We start from the raw sequence: 12,833 nt of genomic DNA, 5'->3' as shown, positions 1-12,833 counted from the left end.
GTTGTCTGACTCTATTATACAGATGACATATTGATGTGTCAATGCAGGAAAGTAAGGGAAAGAATCTGAAAACAGGGACCTCTGGATCACACATAATTCGATGAGGGAGAAAATAGAGTGTTATGAAAAACAAAACTTTGGGAGAACAGTGCATGAAGCGGAATCTGATAGAGCCGGTTCTTGGTTTCTGCCTGCTTGGAATAGTGATCCTGGCAGTAAAATATGGGAGCATTCATGTGACAGGGAGCACCGATGCCTACATAAAAGAGATGCCGGTGGTAGTGATCGATGCCGGACATGGAGGAACAGATCCGGGGAAAGTCGGTGTTGACGGAAGTCTGGAGAAAGACATCAACCTGGCTGTTGCAAAACGGTTAAAAACATATCTGGAGCAGGATGATATCAGGGTTATCATGACAAGGGAAACGGATACAGGGCTTTATTCAGATACGGACAGCCGGAAAAAAATGGCAGATATGAAAAAAAGGTGCGAGATCATTGAAGAGAGCGGCGCGGATCTTGTGGTCAGCATCCATCAGAACAGTTATCATGAAGAATCTGTGTCCGGCGGCCAGGTATTTTATTACCGGGATTCAGCAAAAGGCAAAGCGCTGGCGGAAATCCTGCAGAAAAGGTTCAGCTATGTCCTTGGAGAACAGAACCGGAGACTTCCGAAGGCAAATGGCAATTATTATCTTCTTCTGCATGTGAAATGTCCGATCGTGATCGTGGAGTGCGGGTTTCTGAGCAACCGAAAGGAAGCAGGACTTTTGAACAGCGGGGAATATCAGGATAAGCTGGCATATACGATCCATATGGGAGTGGCGGAGTATCTGAATGGCAGAAAATGATCATGGGAAACTGCACAAATAGTGAAATACTGATCAGGACGAAAATATGAAAAGGAACATTTCCGGCGTGCCTCTGCATTGGAAGGATAAAAAACCGCCGGAAATGCGAGAATTTCCGGCGGAGCATTTTTATAAAAATTATTCGAGTACGAGTGTACCGTCACCTTCGGCGCGGATCGCAGATTTGAAGAACTCTTCAAATGCCTTTTCCATGTAAGCCATATCCTTGGAACCGGCAGTCTCATACGGAGAGTGCATCGCTAACTGCGGAAGTCCGATATCCACTGTGTTTAAGGAAACCTGTGCATTGGAGATGTTTCCGAGAGTGGAACCGCCGAGAATATCGGAACGATTTAAGAACTCCTGATACGGAACACCTGCACGCTCGCAGAGGCAGCGCATAACTGCAGCGGAAACAGCGTCTGTTGTGTATTTCTGGTTTGCACTGTGTTTGATCACAAGACCGCCGTTTAAGTATGTGCGGTTTGTCGGGTCTGTCTTATCCGCGTAGTTCGGATGTACAGCATGTCCGTTATCCGCAGATACCATGAAGCTGGAAGCAAGGGAAGTGAGATACTCTTCTTCTGTTCTTCCAAGGCTGCGGTTAATGCGGCGAAGGATGTCATAAAGGAATGTGGAGCCGGCGCCCTGTTTTGTACCGCTTCCAACTTCCTCATTATCAAATACGGCAACGACCGGAATGCAGCGGTCGCTCTCACTGTTTAACAGAGCCATCGTGGATGTGAATGCACACTGAAGGTCGTCAAGACGCGGAGCGGAGATGAACTCGCCGTCGCAGCCCCAGATCGTACCTTCCATGCGGTTGTAGAGGAAAAGATCCATTCCCTTGATCTGATCAACGGAAACACCGGCTTCCTCGGCGATCATTTCTTTAAATGCCTTGCCGGAATTGCTCATACGGTATAACGGGAGCATGTCCTTCTGGATGTTGTATTTATAACCGTCGTTTACTTCCCTGTTCATGTGGATCGCGAGGTTCGGGATCATGAGAAGATCGCGGTCAACATTGATCAGCTTTGTTGTGAGACGATTACCATCTTTTACGATGATACGGCCTGCAACGGAGAGTGGTCTGTCAAACCACGGAGCGCAGAGCATTCCGCCGTATTTTTCAACATTTAATTTTACATACTGGTTTTCAACATTCATCTCGGAGGACTCTTTGATTTTTAAAGTCGGGGAGTCACTGTGGCTTGCCGCGATATGGAAGCCTGAATAATCTTTGCGGGATACCTTGAATGCGATGATCGCGGACTGGTTGCGGGTTACAAAATATTTGCCGCCCTCAGCAAGGTTCCAGGTATTTCCCTCAGCGAGGCACTCAAAGCCTGCTTCAGTCAGGTAGTTTGCCAGCTCATGAACAGCATGGAAACCAGTTGGACTCTTTTTGATAAAAGAAAATAATTCTTCATTCAGATTCTGAATCATGTTTTTGTTACTCCTTTCGATAATAATCCCTGTAAGTCATACTATCTTATTATACAGGAAAAATACGGGATAGGCAAGTTTGCGCTATGCTGTGCGCAAGTGATGAAACAGGCGAGTAGCGTTTTACAGCAGCTGACAGCCGTGTTCGCTATATCGAAAAACCAATTCGAAATAGCCCCGTTTCTGTAACTGTGATGGTGTGAATAGTTAAATTCTGACGATTTTATGAAGATTGAGAAAAAACGCGGAAAAGATACCTTTATTTGTATTTTCATGTTAGAATATGGAAATAGGAAATATGGTGAAAAGCACCAGAGAGAAGAGGGGAACAAATGGATTGGAAAAAAATCAGACGGGCAATCTGTGGGGCAGCTGCGGTCGTCGCTGTATGCTTTACAGCAGCAGGTATGAACACAAAACCGGTATATGCGGCAGATATGGGAGCTGTGTACGGAATATTTGAGCATGGAGTCGGCTGGAGCGCATACCACGGAGACCAGACGGCGGAACGTGCCGGAAACGGGACTTATGTGACGGCGATCCGGGCGAGTCTTTCCGGACAGCCGGAGGGAATGAGCGGAACACTTTCTTATCAGGTAAATTTAAGCGGTTCCGGCTGGCTTTCCTGGCAGGAAAATATGGCGGAGACCGGAACGATCGAGACAGGGATGCCGCTCGAGGCGATCCGGATGGAGCTCACAGGGCAGTTAAAAGATCATTATGATGTTTATTACTCAGTATTCCAGAATGGGTCATGGACAGCTCCGGTAAAAAATGGTGAGACTGCCGGAACAGAAGGACAGGGACTTCGCGTGGACGGAATCTGGGTTACTGTGACAGAAAAAGATGCAGCAGCTCCGGAGGGACCGAAGAATGGAGGAATTGATCCAACAAGACCGATGGTGGCGCTGACTTTCGATGACGGACCATCCAAATATACAGAGCGTATTCTGAATTCGCTGGAGGCGAACGGCGGAAGAGCAACGTTCTTTATGGTTGGAAATCGTGTGGCTTCTTATGCATCCACGGTAAAGCGCATGGCGGATCTCGGATGTGAGACGAACAGCCATACCTGGGCGCATACATATCTCACAAATATGTCCGAAGGTCAGATCTTGCAGAGCTTAAACCAGACCCGTGATGCGATCGTTGCAGCAGGCGGAAATGCACCGAAAGGAGTTCGCCCGCCGGGAGGAAAGATCAATGATGCGAGCAAAGCAGTTCTTGCGAAGGCAGGAATGCCGTCGATCGTATGGTCGGTGGATACTCTGGACTGGAAGACGAGAAATGCCCAGAAGACGATTGATACCGTTTTAAGCCAGGTTAAAGATGGAGATATCGTTTTGATGCATGATCTCTATGAGCAGAGCGCGATCGCAGCGGAGACGCTGATCCCGGAGCTTACAAAGAGAGGTTACCAGCTCGTGACTGTCAGCGAGATGGCGGAGCTTCGCGGCGGAATGGCAGCAGGACATTCCTATGGACATTTCCGCTAAGGGGGAACTTGCACGGATAAAAAATGATTGCACAGCAAATAAAAATGTGATATTCTGTTATCGAACAAATAAATATCGTTCTTCGGGGCGGGGTGAAATTCCCCACCGGCGGTATAGTCCGCGACCTGCGCTGAGCAGCTGATTTGGTGAAATTCCAAAACCGACAGTATAGTCTGGATGAGAGAAGAAATTGTATGACAGGAATAGTAGATACAGGTCCCGGACTTTTTTTAATTGTCCGGGATCTTTTTTGTATAACAACGAGAACGTGCCGGGGCACATTCCGATGAATTTTTTCCTGCACAGCAATTCCTTGTTGCGATACCGTGTCCCTATCCGGTATTTCTGCAGAAGAACAACACGTACAAGGAGGATCATTATGAACCAGAATAAAGTATTAAGTGTCAGAAACATCGTGCTGATCGCCATGTTCAGCGCACTCGCAGCCGTATTGGAGACGATCCAGGTGGCAGTTCCGTTTGCACCGCCGTTTTATAAACTGGATTTCGCAGAGCTCCCGGTACTGATCGGCGGTTTCGCCATGGGACCGGCACAGGCGGCGCTCATTGCGATCGTGAAGAACCTTTTAAAACTGCTCTTAAACGGAACAAGCACTTACTATGTCGGTGAGCTTGGAAACATCATCGGAAGCTGTATGTTCTCCGTGCCGGCAGCTCTGATCTACCGCAGACATAAGACGAAAAAGACAGCGATGATCGCTCTTGTTGTCGGTGTATTCTGTGCAGTTATCGGTGCAGTATTTGTAAACTGTGCGATCACTCTTCCGTTCTACGCAAAAGTTGCTTTCGGCGGAATCGAGAATATCATTGCGATGGGAACAAAGATCAATCCGGCGATCACAAACCTTTACACATTCGCTCTTTTCGCGATCATCCCGTTTAACCTTGTAAAATGCGGACTGAATGCGATCGTGACGGCGCTTGTATACAAGCATGTCAGTGTGATCATTCATTCCGGGATCCACAGAGAGAAGAAAACTGAAACGATTCAGTAGGTCTGCGCATTTACTGCGCTGACTGTAAGAAAACATTGGTTTGAAGGCACTGAATGGAGAAAAAACAATGGTAAGGTACTATAATGAACTGACAAGACTGGAAATGGAACAGGTCGATAAAGATGAGACGGTAGTCATGATCCCGGTAGGGGCATTGGAGCAGCATGGAAACCAGTGTCCGCTTGGCACGGACGAGATCATTGCAGAGGGAACAGCGAGACGGATCAAGGAAGCGCTGGACCGGGAGATCCCGGACTACCCGATGCTCATTTTCCCGCTGATCCCGGTGGGACTCAGCACGGAACACATCAATTTCTGCGGCTCTGTGACATTGAAACCGGACACGTTCTACCACGTTTTGTATGACATCTGCAAAGGGCTGGCTCATCATGGTTTTAAGAAGATCGCGATCTTAAACTGCCACGGCGGAAATTCTCCGATCATCCAGGTGCTGAGCAGAGAACTTCGAAGTGAGCTTGGAATTGCCGTATTTATCATCAACTGCGGTGCATTTTTTGGCAATCAGGCGGTGAAAGACACTGTGACACCTGGAAATGTCTGGGATTTCCATGGAGGAGAGATGGAGACATCGATGGTCCTCGCGGAACGGCCGGAGACAGTAAAACTGGAGACCTCTGAGGCGGGGATCCCGAAGAAATTCATGGGAAACAAGACGTTCACTGTTTACGGACCGATCACACTCGGCTGGGTATCGGAAGAGTGGGAAACCGAGGATGGAAAGCCGATCGGGATCGGCGGAGACCCGAGCGGGGCAACGGCAGAGAAAGGCAACCAGATCTACGACAGTTTTGTGGAGTCGATCCTTTCCGGACTGAAAGAGATAAGAAGATGGAAGGATTGACGGAGAGCCAGTAAATCCGCCGGAAATCTGTTGCAACCATAACATCCATGTGCTAAACTGAATACGCAATTAAACAAAGTAAGGTGCTGCGTTTTGTGCAGCACCTTTATCATTAGAAAAAAATGGGATCATGCAGAAATACTGCGGATTTCAAGGCGCAGGGCAGTTCTGAGAGCGTGGGGAAAGAGACTCCGGCTCCAAACATTATTGATAAGAGAATCGAGAGTGCATAATATGAATACAAAAGTAGTTCGCATCAGAGAAGAAAAGACAAGAGAAGCACTGGAAAAAAATCCGGGGCTTCTGGAGGCGGCAGAGATCTTAAGAAACGGCGGTCTTGTGGCATTTCCGACCGAGACTGTTTACGGTCTCGGCGCGAATGCGTTAAATGAGGAAGCGGCAAAGAAAATCTATGCGGCAAAAGGACGTCCATCCGACAATCCGCTGATCGCCCATATTTCCTGTATGGAGGAACTCCCGGCGATCGTAAAGGAAATTCCGGAAGCCGGGCGGAAACTGGCGGAAAAATACTGGCCGGGTCCGCTGACCATGATCTTTCCGAAAAAAGACATTGTGCCTTACGGAACGACCGGCGGTCTTGACACCGTTGCGGTCCGCATGCCGTCTGACCCAGTGGCAAACTGTCTGATCCATCTGGCGGGAGTTCCGGTCGCGGCGCCGAGTGCCAATACATCTGGAAGACCGAGCCCGACAAAGGCGGAACATGTCATCGAAGATATGGACGGAAAGATCGAGATGGTGATCGACGGCGGTGCCGTTGGGATCGGCGTGGAGTCCACGATCGTGGATGTGTCGAGTGAGGTTCCGACACTTTTAAGACCGGGGGCGATCACGATCGAGATGCTCCGTGAAACACTGGGGCAGGTCGATATTGATCCGGTGATCCTGGGACCGGTGAGCGGAGATATCAAGCCGAAAGCGCCGGGAATGAAGTATCGCCATTATGCCCCGAAGGCGGACATGACGCTGGTTGAGGGCGATATGGACAAGGTCGTGGCTTATATCAATGAGCAGACAAAGAAGGCGGAGGCCGAGGGAAAGAAAGTCGGCATCATCTGCACCGAGGAGAGCCGGGATCTGTATCCGGATGGAAATCTTGAGGTGATCGGAAGCAGAGAACATGAGGAGACAGTTGCCCACAACCTGTTTGCGGTGCTGCGTGACTTTGATGCGCGCAAGGTAGACTGCATCTTCTCAGAGAGCTTTTCCAAGGACCAGCTTGGCCAGGCGATCATGAACCGCCTGTGCAAGGCAGCGGGATATCATATTATAAATGTGTAAAAATCTATGGAACAGTTACATCGTGATACAATAACAGATCATCACAGAGATGGAGGAGAAACCATGTCAGAGAAGAGAGACGGATATATTACCTGGGACGAATATTTCATGGGAGTTGCGAAGCTTTCCGCAATGCGATCCAAAGATCCGAATACGCAGGTAGGTGCCTGCATCGTGAGTCAGGACAATAAGATCCTGTCCATGGGCTACAACGGATTTCCGAAAGGCTGTTCCGATGATGAATTCCCGTGGGATAAGATGGATGAGGACCCGTACAACAGAAAGTATTTCTATGTGACGCACAGTGAGCTGAACGCGATCTTAAATTACCGCGGCGGCAGTCTGGAAGGAAGCAAACTCTATGTGACCCTGTTCCCGTGCAATGAGTGTGCGAAAGCGATCATCCAGGCCGGTATCCAGACGATCGTTTACGAGAGCGACAAGTACGCGAACGATGCGTCCACACGGGCGTCCAAGAGAATGTTAAACGCGGCTGGTGTGCGGTATTATCAGTATAACCCGACAGGACGCAAGATCGAGTACCGGGTATAACGGAGGAATCAATGAAATTTTTGCTGGCGGCGATCAACGCCAAATATATCCACTCAAATCCTGGTGTATACAGTCTGCGCGCGTTTGCGCGGACAAAGATCCCGGGAGCGGATATCGAGATCGGAGAATATACCATCAACCATCAGATGGATTTAATTTTACAGGATATCTACAGGAGAAAGCCGGATTTTATCGGCTTTTCCTGCTATATATGGAACATTTCCTATATCATGGAGATCGTCCGGGACGTAAAGAAAGTGCTGCCGGAGGCGGAGATCTGGCTTGGCGGTCCAGAGGTGTCCTATGATGCGAAAAAAGTGCTGACGCGTGAGCCGGATGTTCGCGGTATCATGCGCGGGGAAGGCGAGCTGACGTTCACAGAGCTTGTGCGTGCTTATCTTCAGAGAGAAAAAACATCCGTACCGGACAGATATACAGGTGAAAGCTTTAGGGGACAGGCAAAGGAGAAAACTTCCGGCTGTGCGGAAAATACCCGGATGCCGGAGGCTGGCGAAGGAGAAAATGCGCATTCAGATCGTCTGGAGTTGAGCCATATTCCGGGGATCACGTACCGCACGGAAAGCGGCGAGATCGAGGAACATGGTCCGCAGCGTCTTCTCAGTCTCGATGAGATCCCATTTTACTATGATGATATGGCAGGATTCGAGAACAGGATCGTCTACTATGAGAGCAGCCGCGGATGTCCGTTTTCCTGCAGTTACTGTCTTTCTTCCATCGATAAGACGGTGCGCTTCCGGAGTCTCGATCTGGTACTTCCGGAACTGCAGTTTTTCCTGGACCATAAGGTCCCTCAGGTCAAGTTTGTGGACCGCACCTTCAACTGCAAAAGAGAACACACGCTGGGGATCTGGCGGTACCTTGTGGAGCATGATAATGGGATCACGAACTTCCACTTCGAGGTTTCCGCGGATATCTTTGACGAGGAGGAGCTGGAACTGATCGGAAAGATGCGCCCGGGTCTGATCCAGCTGGAGATCGGTGTCCAGTCTACAAATCCGGACACGATCCGGGAGATCCACAGGCACATGGATCTGGTAAAACTGAAACGGGCGGTGGACCGTGTTTACGATTACCGGAATACCCACCAGCACCTTGATCTGATCGCGGGACTTCCCTATGAGAACTATGAATCGTTTATGCGCTCATTTGACGACGTTTACCGGATGCGTCCGGATCAGCTCCAGATGGGGTTCTTAAAGGTGTTAAAAGGATCCTACATGGAGGAGCAGGTTGCGGCATATGATCTGAAATACCGGGGAATCCCGCCATATGAAGTGCTTTCCACAAAGTGGCTTCCTTACAGCGATGTGATCCGTCTGAAAGGCGTGGAGGACATGGTCGAGGTCTACTATAACAGCGGCCAGTTCCCGGCGACGATGAAGCTGCTGGAGAAAAGATTCCAGAGACCATCGGAGATTTTTGTGAATCTGGCGGAATACTATGAGAAGAACGGCCTTACCGGGATCAGCCACAGCAGACTGGCCAGGTATGAGATCCTGTACCGGTTCCTGGAAGAGGATATGAGGGAAGAAGAGCGGGATCATGTTACGGCTGCAAAGGTCCCGGAAACCGGACAGCCGTCCTTAGCGGACTTCCGTGACAGTTTAATGTATGACCTCTATGTCCGCGAAAACATCAAGAGCCGTCCGTCCTTTGCCAGCGACCAGTCTCCGTACAAAAAGGAAGTCCGCGAATTCTTCATGGCGGAGGAAGAAAATCCAAAATGGCTCACGGATTATGCTGGCTTTGATTCGAGGCAGATGGCGAAAAGGGCTCATCTGGAACATATGGAAGATGGGACGTTTGTACTGTTTGATTATAAAAAGCGGGATCCGCTGTCTGGGAATGCGGGAGCGGTGCGCTTTGTATACAAGGATGGAGAAGAGACATGGCAGATGAAATGATAAATTCTTATGTCGCACTGGATCTTGAGACGACAGGGATCGGTGCACGCCATGAAAAGATCACGGAGATCGGTATGGTGAAGGTGATCGATGGCGAGGCAGTGGACACCTATCATACGATGGTAAACCCGCACCGGGAGATCCCGGAGAGGATCGTGGAGCTGACGGGGATCACGGATGATATGGTGAAGGATGCACCGGGGATCGATGAGATCCTGGATGAGGTCTTAAACTTCACGGAAGATCTCCCGCTCCTTGGACATCAAATCATTTTCGACTACGGTTTCCTTGTTCAGGCTGCGGTAAACCAGAAGCGGAAATTCGAGAAATATGGGGTTGATACGCTGAAGCTCTGCCGCTATCTGATGCCGGGAGCGGAAAAGAAAAATCTGGGTGCTGCCTGCGCATATTTTGGCGTTCATCAGGACACGGCACACCGCGCGCTTTCCGACGCTTATGCCGCCCATGATCTCTACCAGGAATTAAAAAGAAGGTTCGGAAAAGAGCGCCCGGAACTCTTCACCGCAAAAATGCTGCAATATAAGGCAAAAAAGGAACGGACGGCGTCTAAAAGGCAAAAAGAACACTTGCAGGATTTACTAAAATATCATAGAATAGACATAACTGTCGAGATCGATCACATGTCCGGAAATGAAATCTCCCGGATGATCGACAAGATCATTTTCCAGTATGGAAGAATACCGGAAAATGCGAAAAAACAGGGATAGATTTCGGGAACGCTGGAAGAATGACTATTAAACGGCATGACAGCTGATGAGAGCTGTGAGATGCGGACCGGAATGGAAAGCAAGAAGAGGTGAATGGTTTGTTTAACATGAATAATAAAAAAACAAGAAAGATTTTCTCTACCATCGTGATCGTGCTGGTCGTACTTGCAATGGTAGTGCCGATGATTCTCGGTTCCCTTCTTTCTATTTTTTAATATGATGATACCAGGGTCAAAAGGTCAGAAATCCGATGCAAGCTTGCTTGCAAGAGGATTTTTGATCTTGGGACCCGCCAAAACATGAATAAGCAGCCATTTTTCGAAGAAAAATGAGCGGATTATGAATGTTTTTGAGTATTGTGGGAGCACGAAGTGCGGAACAATACGGTATCACAAGGGGTCAAAACCTTTTGACCCCAACATCATATGATGAGAAAAAACCTGGGATATATCAGGCAGCAGAAAGATATCAGCGAGGAAAAAAGAATGAAAAAAAATGTGTGGATCGCAGGTGTGACGGCGTTACTGAGCGCCGGACTTGTCTGGATCGCCCCGGTTTCCACACTGGCAGATGAGCGGATCCCGGATGGGGTCTCCGTTGGAGCCGTCAGCCTTTCCGGACTTACGGAAGCGGAAGCCGAAAAGCAGATCGAAAGTTATGTAAATGAAAAACTAAATCAGGATATCACACTTGTGGTAAATGGCGCGGAGGCGAAATCCGATGCGAAGACGCTTGGCGTTGCCTGGGATAATCAGGATGAGGTGGCGAAAGCGGTCCAGGGGACAGAGCTGAAGGGAAATCTTGTAAAAAGGTATATGAAAAAGAAAGATCTTGAGGTAAATCCGCTGAAGATCGAGCTGGATCTCTCTGTGGATCAGGATAAGATCTCTTCTTTCGTATCCGCGAACTGTGATTCTGCGGTGGCGGATGCTGTCGACGCAACGATCACGAGAAAGAACGGAAAGTTTGAGATCACACCTTCAAAAGAAGGTGTGACAGTAGATATGGACGCAACGAGAGCGGCCCTTAATGAGGCGCTGAACAGTGAGGACACAGGCGCGATCCGTGTGGAGGCATCTGTTACTGTGGATAAGCCGAAGGTGACGGAGGAAGATCTTGCAACGATCAAGGATGTTCTCGGAACTTTTTCCACGAGCTTTGCGACCAGCGGTGCTTCCCGATCCACAAACCTTGCAGTAGGTTCGGGAAAGATCAACGGACATGTGCTGATGCCGGGAGAGGTTCTTTCCGGGTATGAGTGTATGCATCCGTTCACACTGGAAAACGGATATAAGACGGCGACTGCTTATGAGAATGGCCGGTCTGTCGACAGTATCGGCGGCGGTGTCTGCCAGATCTCTACAACTCTCTACAACGCGGCTTTATACGCAGAGCTGGAGATCGTTCAGCGCCAGAATCATTCCATGTCGGTCAGCTATGTAAAACCGTCTATGGATGCGGCGATTGCCGGAACTTACAAAGACCTGAAGGTGAAGAATCCTTATGATACCCCGATCTATATCGAGGGATACACACAGGGAAAGACACTGACGTTCACGATCTACGGAAAAGAGACGAGACCGTCGAACCGCACTCTGGCATTTGAGTCAGAGACACTTCAGACCGTGCCGTCACCAACCCAGGAGATCCAGGATCCGAGCCTTCCGGCCGGAAAGCGCGTGAAAGTGGAATCCGGGCATACAGGATTAAAGTCGAAATTATATAAGTGCGTATATGTGGATGGACAGCTGCAGGAACGCACCCTGTTAAACTCTGACACATACAATGCGTCAAAAACAGTTTACCGTGTAGGAACGGGAGCTGCTGAGACAGCAGCACCGGCACCGACCGAGACGGCAGCGCCAACTGAGACGGCAGCGCCGACCGAGACAGAGGCGCCGGCACCGGTTGAGACACAGGCGCCGGAAACACAGGCACCTGCTGAAACTGCCGGACCGCGGCCGGGCGAAAATTATGGCCCTGGAATGGGTGAGAACGCGGCTTAGGCCGCATAGAAGAGAGACCGGAATCATGAGAAAAATTGAGCGCGAACCCAACGGAGCGGGGATCTTCAGACCGGGACAGGATCTGGTAGTCGCAGGGACGATCGGAAAAAACGGTGTGAAGGCGGCTCTGTCGGCAAAAGAAAAAGAGATATCGGCCCGATTCCCGGAATGGTTTGTCAAGCGGATCCGGGAGCAGGCAGATAAAAAGTTAGAACTGACTCCGGAGATGTTCGATGCCTGCGGCGCAGGAGAATGGGAAGAAATTTCGGAGGGCGGCATACTGGCCGCCCTTTGGACTATCTCAGGAGCGTATGAGCAGGGAATTTCCTTTGAACTGAGGAAAATCCCGGTCGCACAGGAAACAATCGAGATCTGTGAACTTTTTGACCTGAATCCATACCGGCTCGCATCGAGAGAATGCCTTCTGATGGCGGTGGAAAACGGTGGGGATGCCGTGAGGATCTTAAGCGAGGCGGGGATCCCGTCCGCAGTGATCGGAAAAGTGGAAAAAGGTATTGCGAGAAAGATGACCGGGATCGGAACAACAGGATTTCTGGAACGCCCGGCACAGGATGAAATCTATAAGATCACAGGAGAATGTGTATGACTGTGATCTGACGGGGAGAAAGACTTCCTGCCGGGACAGC

General features: G+C 49.6%; 11 protein-coding genes and 1 riboswitch. Of the genes, 10 read left to right on the top strand and 1 reads right to left on the bottom strand.

Going from position 1 to position 12,833, the window contains the following annotated elements:
* The first annotated feature begins 122 nt into the window (after positions 1-122).
* A complete protein-coding gene (locus FN001_RS01900; protein ID WP_346011283.1) occupies positions 123-851 on the top strand; it encodes an N-acetylmuramoyl-L-alanine amidase in 729 nt (242 codons plus the stop codon).
* Between the two features lie 138 nt (positions 852-989).
* Here the strand turns inward: FN001_RS01900 and FN001_RS01895 are convergent, their stop codons facing one another.
* Entirely contained in the window at positions 990-2,300 is a 1,311-nt protein-coding gene (locus tag FN001_RS01895) for a M18 family aminopeptidase (protein ID WP_118297297.1), read from the bottom strand.
* Positions 2,301-2,632: 332 nt separating this feature from the next.
* Between FN001_RS01895 and FN001_RS01890 the strand changes: the two genes are divergently transcribed.
* The 9 genes from FN001_RS01890 to FN001_RS01850 all read left to right on the top strand — a co-directional run bounded on the left by FN001_RS01890 (position 2,633) and on the right by FN001_RS01850 (position 12,793).
* Complete coding sequence (locus FN001_RS01890) at positions 2,633-3,796, top strand: polysaccharide deacetylase family protein (protein WP_142410605.1); 1,164 nt, start codon at positions 2,633-2,635, stop codon at positions 3,794-3,796.
* Between the two features lie 74 nt (positions 3,797-3,870).
* Positions 3,871-3,989: riboswitch (FMN riboswitch) on the top strand.
* Between the two features lie 186 nt (positions 3,990-4,175).
* Positions 4,176-4,811 carry an ECF transporter S component gene (locus FN001_RS01885; RefSeq protein ID WP_142410604.1) on the top strand — a complete coding sequence of 212 codons (636 nt, stop codon included), beginning with the start codon at positions 4,176-4,178 and terminating at the stop codon, positions 4,809-4,811.
* Between the two features lie 67 nt (positions 4,812-4,878).
* On the top strand, positions 4,879-5,673 hold the full coding sequence (locus FN001_RS01880; protein WP_118514197.1) for a creatininase family protein: 795 nt from the start codon (positions 4,879-4,881) through the stop codon (positions 5,671-5,673).
* Positions 5,674-5,907: 234 nt separating this feature from the next.
* Positions 5,908-6,975, top strand: a complete 1,068-nt coding sequence (locus FN001_RS01875) for an L-threonylcarbamoyladenylate synthase (RefSeq protein ID WP_142410603.1) — start codon at positions 5,908-5,910, stop codon at positions 6,973-6,975.
* Between the two features lie 63 nt (positions 6,976-7,038).
* A complete protein-coding gene (locus FN001_RS01870) occupies positions 7,039-7,527 on the top strand; it encodes a deoxycytidylate deaminase (protein ID WP_118297292.1) in 489 nt (162 codons plus the stop codon).
* Positions 7,528-7,538: 11 nt separating this feature from the next.
* Positions 7,539-9,452 carry a B12-binding domain-containing radical SAM protein gene (locus FN001_RS01865; RefSeq protein WP_142410602.1) on the top strand — a complete coding sequence of 638 codons (1,914 nt, stop codon included), beginning with the start codon at positions 7,539-7,541 and terminating at the stop codon, positions 9,450-9,452.
* Entirely contained in the window at positions 9,437-10,180 is a 744-nt protein-coding gene (locus FN001_RS01860) for an exonuclease domain-containing protein (protein WP_346011284.1), read from the top strand. Before FN001_RS01865 ends, FN001_RS01860 begins: the two co-directional genes overlap by 16 nt.
* Before the next feature lie 485 nt (positions 10,181-10,665).
* Positions 10,666-12,186 (top strand): VanW family protein, encoded by a 1,521-nt coding sequence (locus FN001_RS01855; RefSeq protein ID WP_142410601.1) that lies wholly within the window; start codon positions 10,666-10,668, stop codon positions 12,184-12,186.
* Positions 12,187-12,211: 25 nt separating this feature from the next.
* On the top strand, positions 12,212-12,793 hold the full coding sequence (locus FN001_RS01850; RefSeq protein ID WP_142410600.1) for an AIR synthase-related protein: 582 nt from the start codon (positions 12,212-12,214) through the stop codon (positions 12,791-12,793).
* The last annotated feature ends 40 nt before the right edge of the window (positions 12,794-12,833 follow it).

The sequence above is a fragment of the Clostridium sp. Marseille-P7770 genome (assembly GCF_902143525.1).
Lineage (GTDB): Bacteria > Bacillota > Clostridia > Lachnospirales > Lachnospiraceae > Pilosibacter.
Note: the sequence above shows the minus strand (reverse complement) of the source record. Positions and strands in the feature narration are given on the sequence as shown.